The sequence below is a fragment of the Brevibacillus fortis genome, from assembly GCF_003013395.1.
Taxonomy (GTDB): Bacteria; Bacillota; Bacilli; order Brevibacillales; family Brevibacillaceae; genus Brevibacillus; species Brevibacillus fortis.
In genome coordinates, this window is record NZ_PXZM01000047.1 from 22,845 (window position 1) to 38,035 (window position 15,191).

The 15,191-nt window shown below is 45.3% G+C and carries 21 protein-coding genes, 1 tRNA gene and 1 riboswitch; of the genes, 6 read left to right on the forward strand and 16 right to left on the reverse strand.

Translation table 11 applies throughout. The features are described from left to right. Positions 1-27: 27 nt before the first annotated feature. The 12 genes from C7R93_RS26010 to queC form a co-directional block, all read right to left on the reverse strand. Positions 28-390 carry a YmaF family protein gene (locus tag C7R93_RS26010; RefSeq protein WP_341866951.1) on the reverse strand — a complete coding sequence of 121 codons (363 nt, stop codon included), beginning with the start codon at positions 388-390 and terminating at the stop codon, positions 28-30. Between the two features lie 91 nt (positions 391-481). Then, positions 482-1,045, reverse strand: a complete 564-nt coding sequence (gene lepB, locus C7R93_RS26015; RefSeq protein WP_106841512.1) for a signal peptidase I — start codon at positions 1,043-1,045, stop codon at positions 482-484. Between the two features lie 102 nt (positions 1,046-1,147). Continuing rightward, complete coding sequence (locus C7R93_RS26020) at positions 1,148-1,390, reverse strand: hypothetical protein (protein WP_146142441.1); 243 nt, start codon at positions 1,388-1,390, stop codon at positions 1,148-1,150. A gap of 360 nt (positions 1,391-1,750) precedes the next feature. Next, positions 1,751-2,107, reverse strand: coding sequence for a group I truncated hemoglobin (locus tag C7R93_RS26025; protein ID WP_106841514.1), 357 nt, complete (start codon positions 2,105-2,107; stop codon positions 1,751-1,753). Positions 2,108-2,260: 153 nt separating this feature from the next. Then, positions 2,261-2,452, reverse strand: coding sequence for a hypothetical protein (locus C7R93_RS29965; RefSeq protein WP_146142442.1), 192 nt, complete (start codon positions 2,450-2,452; stop codon positions 2,261-2,263). 126 nt (positions 2,453-2,578) lie between these two features. Continuing rightward, positions 2,579-3,229 carry a hypothetical protein gene (locus C7R93_RS26030; RefSeq protein ID WP_106841515.1) on the reverse strand — a complete coding sequence of 217 codons (651 nt, stop codon included), beginning with the start codon at positions 3,227-3,229 and terminating at the stop codon, positions 2,579-2,581. Positions 3,230-3,570: 341 nt separating this feature from the next. After that, entirely contained in the window at positions 3,571-3,936 is a 366-nt protein-coding gene (locus tag C7R93_RS26035) for an HsmA family protein (RefSeq protein ID WP_106841516.1), read from the reverse strand. Between the two features lie 131 nt (positions 3,937-4,067). Beyond that, positions 4,068-4,271 (reverse strand): hypothetical protein, encoded by a 204-nt coding sequence (locus C7R93_RS26040; RefSeq protein WP_106841517.1) that lies wholly within the window; start codon positions 4,269-4,271, stop codon positions 4,068-4,070. Positions 4,272-4,413: 142 nt separating this feature from the next. After that, a complete protein-coding gene (queF, locus tag C7R93_RS26045) occupies positions 4,414-4,911 on the reverse strand; it encodes a preQ(1) synthase (protein WP_007729714.1) in 498 nt (165 codons plus the stop codon). Between the two features lie 42 nt (positions 4,912-4,953). Further along, positions 4,954-5,673 carry a 7-carboxy-7-deazaguanine synthase QueE gene (gene queE, locus C7R93_RS26050; protein WP_106841518.1) on the reverse strand — a complete coding sequence of 240 codons (720 nt, stop codon included), beginning with the start codon at positions 5,671-5,673 and terminating at the stop codon, positions 4,954-4,956. Further along, positions 5,670-6,158, reverse strand: coding sequence for a 6-carboxytetrahydropterin synthase QueD (gene queD, locus C7R93_RS26055; protein WP_106841519.1), 489 nt, complete (start codon positions 6,156-6,158; stop codon positions 5,670-5,672). Before queD ends, queE begins: the two co-directional genes overlap by 4 nt. Further along, entirely contained in the window at positions 6,158-6,847 is a 690-nt protein-coding gene (gene queC, locus C7R93_RS26060) for a 7-cyano-7-deazaguanine synthase QueC (RefSeq protein WP_167402506.1), read from the reverse strand. The genes queD and queC overlap by 1 nt, the downstream gene beginning before the upstream one ends. A gap of 73 nt (positions 6,848-6,920) precedes the next feature. Then, a riboswitch (PreQ1 riboswitch) is annotated at positions 6,921-6,964 on the reverse strand. Between the two features lie 174 nt (positions 6,965-7,138). Between queC and C7R93_RS26065 the strand changes: the two genes are divergently transcribed. Further along, complete coding sequence (locus tag C7R93_RS26065; RefSeq protein ID WP_167402507.1) at positions 7,139-8,146, forward strand: asparaginase; 1,008 nt, start codon at positions 7,139-7,141, stop codon at positions 8,144-8,146. 19 nt (positions 8,147-8,165) lie between these two features. After that, positions 8,166-8,846: a copper homeostasis protein CutC gene (locus C7R93_RS26070; RefSeq protein ID WP_106841521.1), complete on the forward strand. Its 681-nt coding sequence runs from the start codon at positions 8,166-8,168 to the stop codon at positions 8,844-8,846. A 19-nt stretch (positions 8,847-8,865) separates the two neighbouring features. On the opposite strand, the gene C7R93_RS26075 is transcribed toward C7R93_RS26070, so the two are convergent. Next, on the reverse strand, positions 8,866-9,978 hold the full coding sequence (locus tag C7R93_RS26075) for a GerAB/ArcD/ProY family transporter (RefSeq protein ID WP_106841522.1): 1,113 nt from the start codon (positions 9,976-9,978) through the stop codon (positions 8,866-8,868). Between the two features lie 167 nt (positions 9,979-10,145). On the opposite strand from C7R93_RS26075, the gene C7R93_RS26080 reads away from it, so the two are divergent. Continuing rightward, complete coding sequence (locus C7R93_RS26080; protein ID WP_106841523.1) at positions 10,146-10,952, forward strand: serine hydrolase; 807 nt, start codon at positions 10,146-10,148, stop codon at positions 10,950-10,952. Positions 10,953-10,965: 13 nt separating this feature from the next. On the opposite strand, the gene C7R93_RS26085 is transcribed toward C7R93_RS26080, so the two are convergent. Then, entirely contained in the window at positions 10,966-11,910 is a 945-nt protein-coding gene (locus C7R93_RS26085; protein WP_106841529.1) for an aldo/keto reductase, read from the reverse strand. Positions 11,911-11,985: 75 nt separating this feature from the next. Next, complete coding sequence (locus C7R93_RS26090; protein ID WP_106841524.1) at positions 11,986-12,345, reverse strand: winged helix-turn-helix transcriptional regulator; 360 nt, start codon at positions 12,343-12,345, stop codon at positions 11,986-11,988. A gap of 174 nt (positions 12,346-12,519) precedes the next feature. On the opposite strand from C7R93_RS26090, the gene C7R93_RS26095 reads away from it, so the two are divergent. Then, complete coding sequence (locus C7R93_RS26095) at positions 12,520-13,362, forward strand: aldo/keto reductase (protein WP_106841525.1); 843 nt, start codon at positions 12,520-12,522, stop codon at positions 13,360-13,362. A 109-nt stretch (positions 13,363-13,471) separates the two neighbouring features. Here C7R93_RS26095 and C7R93_RS26100 read toward each other — a convergent pair whose 3' ends face one another. Further along, entirely contained in the window at positions 13,472-13,768 is a 297-nt protein-coding gene (locus C7R93_RS26100; protein WP_106841526.1) for a Fur family transcriptional regulator, read from the reverse strand. Between the two features lie 241 nt (positions 13,769-14,009). Between C7R93_RS26100 and C7R93_RS26105 the strand changes: the two genes are divergently transcribed. Beyond that, positions 14,010-14,879 carry a YitT family protein gene (locus C7R93_RS26105; RefSeq protein WP_106841527.1) on the forward strand — a complete coding sequence of 290 codons (870 nt, stop codon included), beginning with the start codon at positions 14,010-14,012 and terminating at the stop codon, positions 14,877-14,879. Between the two features lie 175 nt (positions 14,880-15,054). Next, a tRNA-Thr gene (locus C7R93_RS26110) sits at positions 15,055-15,130 on the forward strand. Positions 15,131-15,191: the final 61 nt, after the last annotated feature.

A 15,191-nucleotide genomic window follows, 5' to 3' on the forward strand; every position in this document is an offset into this window, starting at 1 on the left:
GCTCCGGAGAGGAACAGCCTTTATCATTTAAGATAGAGCTTCGCTGGTTACACCCCGGTAGTAATGAGTATGCCCGTCATCGTAAGTGGTTTGCCCTGAAAACTCGTGGTAATGGCTTCCGTCCGGCAGCGGAATAGGCGGACTAGTCCATCCTCTGTAGTGATGCACATGTCCATCATCAAACGTAGTGGTACCTTCGTAGTAATGGACGTGCCGATCTCTCATTCCTTCTGGGGGCGATGTTCTTCCGCGTATACGATGACGATGACGACCCGAAACGGTTGTTAGTGTTTCGTACCCATGAAAATGCCCGGGCCTATCGGCAAATCGGATAAAGCGTAATGAATGAGAGTGCTGAGAGCTCATCAAGAAACGCCCCTTTGCCTTCATTTATCACTAGTAAATGCGGTTGCCAGGCGTTTCGAAACGGACATTCGCCTATAAGCTCAATAACTTACCAAAGTAGAAGGCTCTCGTCTGCTTAAAACAGTTTTTTCCCCATGATATGATCGAGAGGAATCACGCCAATGACTCTACTATCATCGCTATTGTTTCGATTATCTCCCATCACAAACACATGGTTTTCCGGTATCACGATTTTGGCATCAGGTACGTTGACCATCTTTTCTTTTATGTACGGCTCGTTTAACGGCTGTCCATTCCGATACATGATCTCGTTCTTAAACTCCAAAGTATCGCCGGGTCTGCCGATGACTCGTTTTACCCAGAATGTTTTCCCATCCCTTTTCCCCATGGAGAACATGAGTAGAGGATTTTCAAGGAGGTCATCTTTTAACGTACGATCCCGGTTTACACGGCTGTCGACCACGACAATATCGTTGTACTCAGGGAGATACGAAAATGTGTGCGACAATTTCGACACATAGATGCGTTCGGCGTTTTGCAAAGTGGGCTCCATCGATTGTCCATTCACTTTAAATGGTTGGAGGACAAATATGTTAACCAGCATCGCGAGTGAAATGGAGATGCCCAACGTTTTGGTCCAGCCCCATAGTTCTTTTGCGCTTTTCAAATCAGACCGCATCCTTCCATGTGAAAGATTACTGTAGTGTGGCTATTCGTTAGTACGAGAAATGGTGCTTCTTGGTTACCTCAATGAAAAGAGAAGCTTGTGAAGCAAAAGGAGTTAAGCAAAGAAGCTGAAAAAGATGACAGCAAACATGCCACTAGGGACAGATGCAAGCAGGAAATAGAAGGTCCATTTCCATCTGCTTTTATAATCTTGCACTTCATGTTCTTTGTAATAGGCTGAGGGGGCGCTAAGGGCGTTATAAACCATTAATCCAGCTAGTGTAATAAGACCAAATGTAAGGTACTCGGCATAATTGCCAGCTTGGTCGATGTTTCCAGTTGTTATCGCTATGATCATACATAGGATCTGCAAAGCAGCGCCGAAACCGAGAGCTTTAAGCATGTGAACTACCTACTTTTTGGGATATTTTAACTGTAAATACGTGTAAAAAGATGAAACGTTTCAAAATCTCTAAAAACAGCAAGTAGTTTATCACCTTTTTCAATTGCAAAACCTAACTCGTATCCTATACGTAATGAAGAAAATAGAGTTGCTAATAATTTTACAAAATGTGTATGACCAAACTAAAAATGGCCAATCGAAAACGAAGGGCCACTGAGAAGAGCGGAATCCACTTGGTCGAGGTGTCAGTCTGTTTGTTGGCTCTGGTCCGGGAACAGAAGGTGTTCCCTGAACCATTACATCAGGCGTACTTGGCTACTTATACAAAATATCATCCCGCAGTGACCCTACTTTGCCCAGAGCATCGGCAATATCTTCTTCGCTGACACCAAAGTGAGTCAGGGCAGCACGCAAATGCGTAACGATGGCATCAAAATGAATGGGTTGCAGATTCATCCCCTCGTGAACCTTTGCCATGGACTGGCCCGTATATTGATTCGGACCACCTAGCGCATAGCTAATGAACTTTGTTTGGTGTCTACGCTGCTTTTCCATATCCGTGTTTTTGAAAAAGTGGTTCACAGTGTCATCAGCTAAAACTAAATCATAAAAGTAGTCCACTACTTTTGCGACCGTATCTTCTCCACCATATTTCTCGTAAAACGTGCTCATCATTGGCCTCCTTAGGACGTGTGCTTCATTTATATATTCCACGATTGATGGAAACTTATGATGGGTTTCAAAGATATAAAAGCCCGCAAGCTGATACCGATTGCATTTCGACGTCAGCTTGCGGACTAGATGCATGCCATGTATCTATCTGTTTTAGCCAATGCGCCTGATCACGTTCGATGTTCCATATGTTCGGACCATGATCCAATCGACAGGAATATGGGAGGCTAGCATCACCTCTACCTCTGTACCATAAGGAGCGTTATTGACATATCTAATGTAGTTCGCACCTGCTTGACTTCTGGTCATGACCCATCCGGTTGGAATAGGTGAGCTAAGCGTCACCCAGATTTCCTCACCATAGGAGGCGTTTTTGATTTTAACATTTGATGCGACGGTGGTCGCTTACTTAGAAAAAACTCCCGGCATTATACCGGGAGGATTGAAGGCACCTTATCCTATTTTCTAAAACTATTTTCCCGCTTTCAAAGATGTTTTGAGTGGATTCTTGATAATAGTAGTGAAATCTTGATATTGCCAGGCATAAGCGGGAGTTAGGTTGCTTGGGAAAGCTACATAACTTCCATTGGCAGTTTGGACAGAAACATTTGAAAAAGCAGCATTTGAATATTTATTTTTGTCTTGATGATCGAGTGTACTGTGAACCATTTTGACAGTCGTTGGTTTTGTTAATGTTCCCTTATTACTAACGGGTACTCTAAAACTTTCATATCCATTGACGTACAAAGTAGCTGTATCATCAAGATTATTGACAAGCTTTAGATTGATGATTTCACCTGAAGATGGTTGACTGGACAAGCGTAAAGTTTTATGTGATCTTGGATCATTTTTCCCGCAATTCAAGAATTTGTTCCATCCAGTTGAAGGCTTATAAGATATACCCCCTTCGCATGTATCAGCAAATCCTAGATAAAACGCTATATAGCTATCATCATTCGAAACATAGAAATCAGATGGAATCGTGAGGTCACCCGAAATCCCATAATAGTTTGAAGTAGTTGCCAATCGTACAGCTCCCTCACCTGTAACGGCTCCCATGGCGTTCGACGATACCAGAAGTGCTGATAGAGCAAAAAGCATGGCAATAATCGATTTTTTCATTTTTATCCTCCTATTTTGGAATGTTTTTAATGGTGATTCTTTGAATTCATCGAAGACAACCGACAAGAATTGAGGTTAGATGAACTTTTCATAAGAAGCACCACCTATTTATTAGTCGTAAAATAAGTGAGAAAAGTCACAACAAAATACAAAATTTGAATAAATTTCCAAAATAAATGTGTCGATTAAGAAGTGCACAAGAAAAAGAGGCACTAAATAGTAGGTTGTAGCCAAGCGAAATGAGTTCCACCTTGTATAGATCAATAAAGTTCATGCATGAAAGGGAAAAAGAAAAGCGCAGACATATATTGTCCACGCTCGGTACGTATTAGAGAGTATTCCTATTTCATAAAGCTTAACGCGACGCCAATGGAATAAGGTACAAGCCATAAAATCCATACGAACAAGCTGAATTTATGGAACTGCTTGATCTGATGTTCTTTCTTTTTCCATAGAACGACACACGCCCATACTGTATGGAAAAACATCAAGATCAGTGCGATCAACCCAGTTATGCCATGCAAATTTAAACTAGAGTTTTCAGCGAGCAATTTCATAAAGGCAGTTCCAATCGTATCGAATGCTAAGCCAAAGCCAAAAAAGATAACGTGTTTTAACTTTAGCTCTCCTGAACGCTTTTCGCTCCATACCCCAATTGTATAGGCAATGAGAGCAAGATTTATAAAAATCACGGCTGCTGCTAACATGTAAGATCATCTCCTGTTCATTTCTTTTGACTACGCTTGTAAGTGTAATCGTTGAACATGAACATAAGATGAACGACAGTGTAGATGGAGGTACCGATGCCCCTCAAATGAGGAGCACCAGTACTGAAAAGCTAGTTTTCTAGTTGTGACGGACCACCAGCATGAAACAAGTGTCTCAAGATCGCTTGACTTATTTCGGTCACTGGTTCGAAAACAAAAGCTACTAGGTGTTCATGTGGTTCCAGATAGTAATTCCTGTAGCCGAGTTGAATCAACTCCCGATTGAGTCGCGCTGCATCTTCGAAACTTGCGTAGAAATACAGATGCTTGTTCATGGTAATCACCTCCTTCCGCACTAAAACGTAGCAGAAGGAGGTGAATCATACCAACAATCACGACTTTGATTTTCCATTTGAAAAATAAGAAAAACCCTTATCCAATAAGGGTTTTTCGTTTCAATTTTACATGTATGATTTTCTACCGATTATCCACTTTTTCTGGATACATATCATGATTCATCATCCGATGGCTCGCCATCTCTTCATACTTCGTCCCCGGTTTCCCGTAGTTGCAATATGGATCGATCGAGATGCCGCCGCGTGGAGTGAACTTGCCCCATACCTCGATGTAGCGCGGGTCCATCAGCTTGATCAAATCGTTCATGATGACGTTGACGCAATCCTCGTGAAAATCACCGTGATTGCGGAAGCTGAACAAGTACAGCTTGAGCGATTTGCTCTCAACCATTTTGATGTCAGGAATGTAGCTGATGTAGATCGTCGCAAAGTCTGGCTGGCCAGTAATCGGGCACAGGCTGGTGAATTCCGGGCAGTTGAATTTTACGAAATAATCGCGGTACGGATGCTTGTTGTCAAAAGACTCCAATACGCTCGGGTCATAGGAGTAGTTGTACGTTGTTCCTTGATTTCCCAAAAGAGTGAGGGAGGATAAATCGCGTTCTTGTTGGTGTGCCATATGAGTACAGTCCTCTTTTCTTCTATGAGAGTAAAATATCGTTTAGACGCCTCGTTTATTGCCCCAGACAAGCGCATGTAGCTGGGGAAGAACCTTCGCGTCATTCATGTCAGGTGTTGCCATCGCCTGATCGATCAGCCATTCAAAGCTCTCCAAGAGCTTATCCCGAAGCAGAGGCGTATCAGCGTCCGTCAGATCACTGTTTCCTGGTTGCAAATAAAATGGAACCTCAGGAAAGCGCTGATGAATAGTGCGTGCATAGTTAAAGTCGTTGTCGTCAAAAACAACTACTTTCAGGCTGAGTCCCGGATGCTTTTGTTCCAAGAGCTCGTGCACAATGCGATCAAGTGCTTGAAAATCTGTTTCCATCCCTGAACTAGGCGGCTTTGGTGAAATCGTAATGTCGTCAATATGGGGCAGCCACGCTTGCCACTTACTGCCTTGTGTTTCGACTGCTGTGCGTATACCATGCTCCTTCAATAGAGCGATGAAGTCGCCGATGCCAGCCAAAAGCGCAGGATTGCCTCCAGAGATCGTGACATGGGAAAAACGGTTCCCACCCAAGCGAGTGAGCTCCTCCCAGATCGCCTCGGGCGACATTTGCTGGATTTCATCACGGGCAGATCCATCCCACGTAAAAGCGGAGTCACACCAGTTGCAACGATAGTCACAGCCAGCTGTCCGCACAAACATCGTTTTTTGTCCGATAACCATTCCTTCGCCCTGAATCGTAGGGCCGAATATTTCCAAGACCGGGATCATTCCATCATCCACTCCCGTCTTGTTTCAGCGTAGCTGGTCGGTGTCTCGAACAGGCGAACGAACTCCACTCGAGCGCCGTTGTAGCGGTCGCGGTAGGCATCCGACTGCAATTGTTTTTCCATCTCTTCGAAAATCCACACGACCATGTTTTCGGCGGTGGTATTCATCGGAGGGAGCATTTCATTCAGATAGCGGTGATCCAAATAAATTTCGATGTGTTCCTTCCAGATTTGCTTGATGTCACCAAAATCGATGACGAGTCCGATCTCGTCTGGAAAGCCGCTGATGCCAAAGACGACGGTATACGTATGGCCGTGCAGGTTTTTGCACTTTCCTTCATACGCGTGCAGATGATGTGCAGCGTCAAAAGTAAATTCCTTGCTCACCAAAACGCGTTTGTTATGGTAGCGAAGCTGTGATTTTTGAATATGGGTACCCAGTGCCTGCATGCGATCAACGATACGAAAATCAAAGTTCGCGCTCATCAGGCTTGTTCTCCAGGTTGATTTTTCTCGGAAAGATAAGTGTCCAGTCCGGCTTTTCGCAGGTGGCAGGCAGGGCATTCGCCGCAGCCGTCTCCTTTGATGCCGTTATAGCAGGTGAGGGTATTTTCGCGAATATAGGTGAAGGCACCCAGATCGTCCGCTAGCTTCCACGTTTGTGCTTTGTTCAGCCACATGAGCGGTGTGTGAATCACAAACGGATAGTCCATCGACAGATTCAATGTCACATTGAGTGATTTGATAAAGGCGTCACGGCAGTCGGGATAACCGCTAAAATCCGTTTCGCATACACCGGTAACCAAGTGACGTGCTCCTCGTTGCTTGGCGAAAACGCCTGCAAAGGAAAGGAACAACAAGTTGCGTCCGTCAACGAACGTGGATGGCAGTTGGCCTTCTTCCTGGGTAATGTCAATATCTGTGCGGGTGAGAGCATTGGGCGCGAGCTGGTTTAACAGGCTCATGTCCAATACGGTGTTGTTGACGCCGAGTTCTGCGGCAATTTGCTGGGCGCACTCGATCTCCAGCTTGTGTCGCTGCCCGTAATCAAATGTGAGGGTTTCTACTTCGCCGAATTGCTCTTTCGCCCAAAACAGGCAGGTTGTGCTGTCCTGACCTCCGCTAAAGACAACAACGGCTTTTTCCTTTTTCATTGCTCTCCATCTCCTTTTGATTAAATCCGAAGAAAGAGAGTTCTTGAACTTTCCATCAAAAAAACAATAACAATACCAAAGAAAGGTACTGTTATCTGGCTTAGTTTTTTATAGAGGGAGTTCGCGAACCTCTCCCGTGCAAATGCACGGATTTCTTATTTTACGGAACCCAAATGGGCGCCTTGAGACATTATACAACACTCAGCGTCGAAGTGGGGGGATTATCGCTTGGAAAATGATTGACGGATGGCGGGTGCTACTGCTAGTGTTTTTTTCATAATCGATCAACATGGAGTGGAGCGGGTGATTTTGATGAGAGATGTCCCATTCGTGGAGGAATATCGTGGCGGCATTCTGGAGAACGTACATAACGGCATCGTGTGCGGCGTGAATGAAAAAGGAGAGGTGGCTTATCGGGCAGGAGATGAGAACCATATCACCTTATTGCGCTCCGCAGCTAAGCCCTTTCAAGCCATTCCCATCGCCAAACGTAAAATTGATGAAAAATTCGGACTCAACAACAGGGAAGCAGCACTCTTTGCGGCCTCACATCGTGGTGAAGTCTATCATATGGAAAGCTTGGAGTCGATTTTACGAAAGACTGGCATTAAGGAAGAAGAATTGCTCACATGCCCGACTTATCCGCTAAACGAGGAGCCGAAGTTTGCTTGCTTGTCCCAAGGCATAGAAAAACGCAGGCTATTTCACAACTGTGCGGGTAAGCATTTGGGGTATTTGGCACTGTCGAAGGATCAAGGATATTCTACACATGATTACTACAAAGCTGAGCATCCAGCGCAACAGGAGGCAGTGGAGGTGTTTGCCAACCTGGCAGACTATCCAAAAGAGCAGGTTCAGCTAGGCGTCGACGGCTGTGGCTTCCCAGTTTTTGCGCTGCCGCTCAAGAACCTGGCGATAGCATATCTGAAGCTCGCTTGCCCTGATCTGATCGAGGATCGCCAGACCCGTGAGGCAGTAGTAAGAGTGACAGGCTGGATGACGAGTAGTCCCGAGATCATTGCCAGTCACAACTTCATCTGTACAGCGCTTTTAATGGATGAAAATATTATCGCCAAAGGCGGAGCGATGGGCGTATACGGCTTTGCTTTGAAAAAAGAGAGACTCAGCTTCTCGCTTAAGGTGCTGAATGGTTCTGAATTAGTATGGCCGCTTATTATCGCGTCGATCTTAGAGCAGATTCAGTATGATAACCAAGAAACCATCGACCGACTGCATGCGTTGGCACCAAAAGCTATTAAAAACGACAATCAGTTGGTGGTAGGGGAGAAACGACCGGTTTTTGTCTTGAACAAATGCTAATAAACGGAGGCGAAGAATCATGCTAGTGGAAGTGATTGCGACTTCAGTAGAGGATGCAAAACGTGCGGAGCAAGGCGGAGCTGACAGGCTGGAGCTCATCTCGGGAATTTTGGAGGGTGGCATTACTCCGAGTTGGGGATTGATTGACGCAGTGGTCAAGGCGGTTTCCATCCCGGTCAACGTCATGGTGCGACCTCATAGTCAATCGTTTTGCTATACGGCTGAGGAACTTGCGGTCATGCGGCAGGATGTACGTATCATTCGTGAGCTTGGGGCAGCAGGTGTAGTTTTCGGCATGCTGACTCCAGAAAATAGGCTCGATCAGCGGGGATTAGAGCTGTTGCTAGGCGAGTCAGGTGCATTGAATGTGACGTTCCACCGTGCTTTTGATGATGCTGTGGATCAAATGGAAGCAGCGCGTATTCTCCTGGAATATCCCCAGGTCCGTACCATTCTTACTTCTGGGGGCAAAAAAACAGCGATCGAAGGAGCTAATTGTATCGAGCAGCTCGTCAAGCTGACAGAGAAGACACAGCTCACGATTTTGGCAGGAAGCGGATTGTCGCTGGCTAACGTGGGAGACCTCGTGAAACGTACAGGTGTCAAAGAGGTTCATTTTGGATCGGCGGTACGAGTAGAGGGACAGGCTCTCCAATACGTCGATGCAGAGCGAGTGGCTGCCATCAAACAACTACTGTAAGCAACAACAAGCCGACATCTTATTTCTGGAGGGATGCCGGTTTGTTATTTATTTGCTTCCGTATCCAGTAACCGACGAGGAGAATCAGCGGATACAGGAACCCTTTTGTTAAATCAAAGAATGGCCAGTATGTATAAGTTTCGTATAAAAAAGCTCCGTTTGGAACGATGATAATCGCGATGGCGACAAATAAGATGCAAATGGGCAAGGTGAGCAACTGATGCTCCTTTAAATGGAGAAGCTGCTTTATACCCACGCAGAAACCATACATATACAGAACGACTTTGAAATAAATGGAGACAAACCACATGAGAGCCATCATTGCTTCCTGCCTTTGAAAGAACTCTCCTACATGGACTCGTTTGGCGAGGGAGTAGCTCGGAAAGGTCTCACGGGAAACCAATTCCGGGCCGAGCACCAAAAGCGATAAGAAGATGACGGCAAGCAGACAAATACTACCGTAAATGGCTCCTCGCAAAAAAGCAGACGTGAGCTTTTGTTTTACATCGAGGAGTGGAGTAATCATGAGAAAAATAACCAGCTCTGAGAAGGGAAAAGCCGTGACTGCAAATATTCCTCTTATGACGGGCTTTATGCCATTTTCCAAGAAGGGGAAAAGGTTCTCGAATTGGAACTGAGGGCTTAACAAAAGAAAAAACATAACGAACGTAAAGACAAACCAGAGGAAAAAAATTTCGCTGGTCCGTGCAAAAGCTTCAAGACCTAATCGAACAGCGTATATGGCGCAGGCAACGAGTAAAAACATGACAGCATGGATTGGTGTTGCTTTCATGATGTGCGTGGTCATGAATTCTCCAATCGTCCGTATATAGACAGCGCCGTTGATTAATATAGCTCCCAAAAAGAAGAGAGAAAAGAACGTGCCTAGCCAACGTCCAAATATGAGCTTGTTCTTTTCAATCAGCGTTTGCTCGGGGTAGATGCGACCGACTACACAAAACAAGTATACGATGGCTAGCCCCAGTACCATGCCGATCAATCCTGATAGCCATCCATCGTGACTCGCTTCAGTCGCAGGTACGGCAGGTAAGATCAGGATGGAATCTCCTATGGTTATGAATGTTACGAGGATGACAAATTGACGGCTGCCAATCTTATCGGAGTTTTGCATGATGTCTCACCTTGTCCGTAGGTTTATCTTACGTATTATTTCCAAGTTTAGGATAGATAAACGAAACGTAAGCAGGTGTCGTCTCTTGTTCGATTCGTTTTCGGAATAGTATGATAAAAAGAAAGTGGCAAGAAACTATAAGTCAACAGGAGAAGGGAAGGAAAGCTGTGGAGTTGGAAAAAAGGTTGTCGGCCATTATCAGACAAGCGGAGGGGATTTGGGGAGTCGTTGTGGAGGAACAAGGCTCAGCTAAAGGGACCCGTTTTGAACATGTACCAGACGAGCTGTTTATTGCGGAGAGTGTGATCAAAGTGCCGATCATGGCAGCTGTTTTCGCGGCAAGTGAGCACGGGCAGTTTCGATTGGATGATCAGCTTGCTCTACGCCAAGAGGATTTGGTGGGAGGCTCGGGCATTTTGTACGCGCTCTCTCCTGGCTTGAAGCTTACGATTCGCGACTTGGTGACCCTCATGATTATTCAGAGCGACAATACGGCGACGAATATGCTGATTGATTTGGTAGGAAAAGCGCAGGTCGACCAGACAATGATTGATTTGGGAATGAAACGAAGCTATTATTCTCGCAAGTTGATGATTTATCCACTCGACATCACAGAAAACAATCGAATAACCGCTGGGGATGTTGCGAGTATGCTAGGTAAAATGGCAACAGGCAGTTATCTGTCTCAGCGTGCCTGTAAAGAGATGATCGGCATCATGAAAAAGCAGCAAGTCCGTAATGGTCTGCCGTCCCAATTGCCGAGTCAGGAAGAAGCCAATCATCCTGCATGGGAGTTGCCGTGTAAATCAGGCTGGGATACGGGCAGACAACATGATGTTGGCTTGCTGTATACGAATAATCGCTGCTTTTCCATTACGGCCTTATCCAAAGATGTAACCGCTCAATCCGCGCTGAATACATTAGGATTACTGGGAAGAGCTGTGTATGATTGCGCCATTTTGGCTGTCGATTAGATCGGCAGCTTTTTCATTTGTTGATGGCTAAAATATGATTGGAGGCTTCAGTAATATCTTTCAATTCAGACAATTTCAAAGAAAAGCGCATGGCTTTGACATTTTCCTCCGCATGATGGACTTTGGACGCGCCTGGAATCGCAAAGACCGTTTCGCCATGAGCGTGGATCAGCCAGTTCAGGGCGATTTGTGTAGCGGATGCATGGTAGCTGCGCGCCAGCTCCTCCAGAACTGTGATGAGCGGCTGAGACTTTTTTAGCCCAGCAGAACGAAAGGCTGATGTCCATTTTCGGGGGCCTGTTATGGACTGGACAAGGGCTGGATTTGCATGAAATTTGCCGCTTAGAATCCCTTGCTCAAGCGGAGAGTAGGCGATAATGGCAACGCCCAACTCTTTTGCCGTATCCAAAATCCCGTTCTGTTCGATTCTTCTGTCTAGCAGGCTGTATTTCACTTGATTGGAGATGAGACGCAGACCATGCTCGCGCAATACTCGATCGGCTTCTCGCATGCTTTTGGCGGAAAAATTACTGACGCCCACGTTCTGAATCTTGCCTTGCTTGACGAGCTTGGCCATTTCTTTCATCTGGCTTGCGACAGAAGACAAGGAGTAGGGCTGGTGGACTTGATGCAAATGGATGGTCCGGCTATCGAGTAATCGAATGCGCTCGTCAATCGTGTTCCCAATGCTATTGGCGGTGCGCAGGACGGGCCACCATTTGGTCGCAATAGAAGCAGAATCAGCTAGTGAACCGACTTCTTTTAGGGCTTTCGCCAGCATTTGCTCGGATTGACCCTTGCCATATACTTCTGCAGTATCAAACCAGTTAATCCCCCCTAGCAAACTCGTCTGCACAATTTTTACTACATCGTGAGGTCCAATGACGGGCCAAAACTTCCCCACCATTCCGTGTCCATTGCTGAACTGCCAGCAGCCGAGGCCTAAAGGAGAAAGCATCAGATCCGAGCTCCCCAATTTACGCAAGACAGGTGTTTTGAGTGCTCCCAAGCCACTTCACCTACTCCCGTTCTATTATTGATTTAAGATACTTTCTTCCAATACAGCAAACTTGTCGCCATATTCCTTAATGATATGCTTTTCGCCCCATAAACAGAGCGAATCGAGAATACTTTTCAAGGTCCAGCCGTACTCGCTGAGCTCATACTCTACTTTTGGCGGAACCTGATTGTAAATAATTCGGTTGATGATGCCATCGTCTTCAAGCTCTCTGAGTTGCTGAGTCAGCATCTTCTGCGTAATGCCAGGCATTAGTCGTTTCAACTCACTCGTCCGTTTTTTTCCGTGAGTCAGGTGACACAAAATAACGCATTTCCATTTACCGCCGATGACCTCAAGTGTGGCTTCCACTGATATGTTATACTTCTTCTTCACTGTTGAGTTCCTCCTGAATGATAGGTACTTTTTGGTGCCTATCACACAAAAAAGTGCGTACTTTTACTTTTGGTTAGTCTCTCTCATAATAACACTTGTCAAACGACATGAAACACATTGGGCGACTGGAGACAGTCACACTAACATAGAGTACAAGGATGGAGGAGACAAGCTATGCCAAAACATTTGCAAGATACAACTACGCTGTACAATGGAGTAAAAATGCCTTGGTTGGGTCTCGGTGTTTTTCAAGTAGAGGAAGGTCAGGAGCTCGAGCTAGCTGTGAAAACAGCAATCAAGCATGGCTACCGCAGTATCGACACAGCCGCTATTTATAAAAACGAAGAAGGTGTCGGACGTGGAATCCGTGCAGGTTTGCAGGAAGCGGGCATCACTAGAGAAGATCTATTTGTTACCTCCAAAGTATGGAATGCGGATTTGGGGTATGAGTCCACGCTGGATGCATTTGAGACGAGTCTGAAAAAACTCGGGCTGGAATACTTGGACTTGTACCTCATTCACTGGCCGGTAGAAGGAAAGTTTAAAGAAGCATGGAGAGCGTTGGAGACGCTGTACAAAAAAGGGTTGGTAAAAGCTATCGGGGTAAGCAATTTCCACATTCATCATGTAGAGGAACTGCTGAAAGACGCTGAAATTAAGCCGATGGTGAATCAAGTGGAATTCCATCCGCGCCTGTCTCAAGATGAACTGCGTGCCTATTGCAAGGAGCAAGGAATTCAATTTGAAGCATGGTCTCCGCTTATGCAAGGGCAGCTATTGGGCGATCCAGTACTAAAAGGCATTGCAGAAAAATACGAGAAATCCGTTGCCCATGTCATTATACGCTGGGATTTGCAAAATGGCGTCGTGACTATTCCAAAATCGACCAAGGAGCATCGAATCATCGAGAATGCATCCGTATTTGATTTTGAACTGTCGAAAGAAGACATGGAAATGATCCATGCGTTAAACCAAAATCTTCGAGTTGGTCCAGACCCGGATAACTTTGATTTCTAATAACTGAAGACATACAAAATACTCCTGACGAGTTCAGCACAGTAACGAATATTGCGCATAAATGAAAGAGGTAGCCCACGTAGATGGTGGCTACCTTTTTGTTTATCGTTTAAATGACTTCCGGTAAATGAATGTCGTCAATGGTTACGATACATTCAAATTGATTGGGGGAGTCGTGGTGAACATGCTCCTTGAGAATACCCATTTTCACGAAAAAGCGCAGGCTGGTGTATACGGTTGAGAGTGTGATGTTTGGCATCTCGTTTTTCAAAGCATGGTAAACGTCTTTGGCTGTATGGTGTTGCCGAGTGGTAAGCATCAGAAGAAGTACGGCTCTTCTTTGGATGGTTAACCTTTTTCCTAGATGCTTTACTTGTTTTGTGACACTGACAATATGATGATCCATTACAGGTCACTCCGTTCTTAGATTATAATTATTACTATATTGTAATTATCCTTTTTATTTTGTGTGCAGTCAACTTTATCTTTTCATATCTTATCCGGCTCATGGCGTGTGTGTGCATGTTTCTGGAGGATGCGTAAATCTTACATAAGAGGGATGAGCAAATAGGGGTTTTCTTTTCCACCAAAACATGGTAGTGTATGTGCGGATTTTGCTTACGTGAAAATGTCAGGAGTGGAACCATGTGGCACGAAAAAGACGAACCGCAATCCAGATGAACAGTCCTCAGCGAAAAGTGCTCGAATATGGCATGCTGGTTCTAGGATCGCTAGTATTGGCAACTAGTTTCAATCTGTTTCTGAATCCAAACCAAATTGCTTCCGGAGGCGTTTCTGGGCTGTCTACGATTTTGCATAACTTGTTTGGTTTTTCTCCGGCGGTGGTGCAATGGGCAATGAATATCCCTTTGTTTCTATTAGGATTTAAACTTCTCGATCGGCAATACAGTATGAAGGCGGCGGTTGGTTCGATCATCCTCCCTTTGTGCGTTATGCTGACCAGTCACCTGCAGCCGTTCACGACGAATCTCCTATTGGCCAGTATTTATGGAGGAATTGGGGTAGGGCTTGGGATTGGTATCGTGTTTCGAGGGAGAGGGTCGACCGGTGGTTTTTCGATTGCATCGCAGATCCTCCACAAATATTCAGGTATTAGCTTGGGAGCATGTGTTGCTGTGTTTGATGGGCTAGTGATCTTGTTTGCGGGGATTGTATTCGATCCGGAAAAAGCATTGTATGCACTTATCGCGTTGTTTGTGACCAGCAAAACGATTGATATTGTTCAGATGGGCTGGAATACATCCAAAGTCGCTTATATCATTTCGAATGAAACCGAGACGCTGAGAGAAACCATCTTGTATGATTTGGACCGTGGTGTCACTTTGCTGGATGGTGCTGGTGGATATACCGGAGACGCACGTAAGGTGCTCATGGCAGTTGTCAGCCAAAGTGAAGTGAGCAAGCTGAAAATCATGGTGCGTTCCGTGGACCCAGATGCATTCATTATTTTGTGCCCTGCTCAAGAAGTTTTGGGAGAGGGCTTCCGGGCGGGATAATATATAGAAGAAAAAGAGCGGTGGGGAGTATTTCCACTGCTCTTTTTTGCGTTTATTTTTATTTTGAATGAAATTATTTCAGGTTTTCTATTGCATTTAAAAATTATACATGCTATATTAAATCTCGTGAGCGGGACACACACGAAACGCACACGACGAAATGAACAAAACAAATGCCGGTGTAGCTCAATTGGTAGAGCACCTGACTTGTAATCAGGGGGTTGTGGGTTCAAGTCCTATCGCCGGCACCACTACATAATATGTAGTAGGAAACGGAGCGCTTGATAGCGCGAAATGCTCTTTGAAAACTGA

Bases quoted from the DNA above. Each gene is read 5' to 3' on its own strand.
- C7R93_RS26100 (WP_106841526.1), bottom strand. From the start codon at position 13,768: ATGGATCATCATATTGTCAGTGTCACAAAACAAGTAAAGCATCTAGGA.
- C7R93_RS26065 (WP_167402507.1), top strand. From the start codon at position 7,139: ATGAGAGATGTCCCATTCGTGGAGGAATATCGTGGCGGCATTCTGGAG.
- lepB (WP_106841512.1), bottom strand. From the start codon at position 1,045: ATGCGGTCTGATTTGAAAAGCGCAAAAGAACTATGGGGCTGGACCAAA.
- C7R93_RS26070 (WP_106841521.1), top strand. From the start codon at position 8,166: ATGCTAGTGGAAGTGATTGCGACTTCAGTAGAGGATGCAAAACGTGCG.
- queE (WP_106841518.1), bottom strand. From the start codon at position 5,673: ATGATCCCGGTCTTGGAAATATTCGGCCCTACGATTCAGGGCGAAGGA.
- C7R93_RS26010 (WP_341866951.1), bottom strand. From the start codon at position 390: ATGAAGGCAAAGGGGCGTTTCTTGATGAGCTCTCAGCACTCTCATTCA.
- queF (WP_007729714.1), bottom strand. From the start codon at position 4,911: ATGGCACACCAACAAGAACGCGATTTATCCTCCCTCACTCTTTTGGGA.
- C7R93_RS26095 (WP_106841525.1), top strand. From the start codon at position 12,520: ATGCCAAAACATTTGCAAGATACAACTACGCTGTACAATGGAGTAAAA.
- queD (WP_106841519.1), bottom strand. From the start codon at position 6,158: ATGAGCGCGAACTTTGATTTTCGTATCGTTGATCGCATGCAGGCACTG.
- C7R93_RS26030 (WP_106841515.1), bottom strand. From the start codon at position 3,229: ATGAAAAAATCGATTATTGCCATGCTTTTTGCTCTATCAGCACTTCTG.
- C7R93_RS26075 (WP_106841522.1), bottom strand. From the start codon at position 9,978: ATGCAAAACTCCGATAAGATTGGCAGCCGTCAATTTGTCATCCTCGTA.
- C7R93_RS26040 (WP_106841517.1), bottom strand. From the start codon at position 4,271: ATGAACAAGCATCTGTATTTCTACGCAAGTTTCGAAGATGCAGCGCGA.
- C7R93_RS26020 (WP_146142441.1), bottom strand. From the start codon at position 1,390: ATGATCATAGCGATAACAACTGGAAACATCGACCAAGCTGGCAATTAT.
- C7R93_RS26025 (WP_106841514.1), bottom strand. From the start codon at position 2,107: ATGAGCACGTTTTACGAGAAATATGGTGGAGAAGATACGGTCGCAAAA.
- C7R93_RS26035 (WP_106841516.1), bottom strand. From the start codon at position 3,936: ATGTTAGCAGCAGCCGTGATTTTTATAAATCTTGCTCTCATTGCCTAT.
- C7R93_RS26085 (WP_106841529.1), bottom strand. From the start codon at position 11,910: ATGCTTTCTCCTTTAGGCCTCGGCTGCTGGCAGTTCAGCAATGGACAC.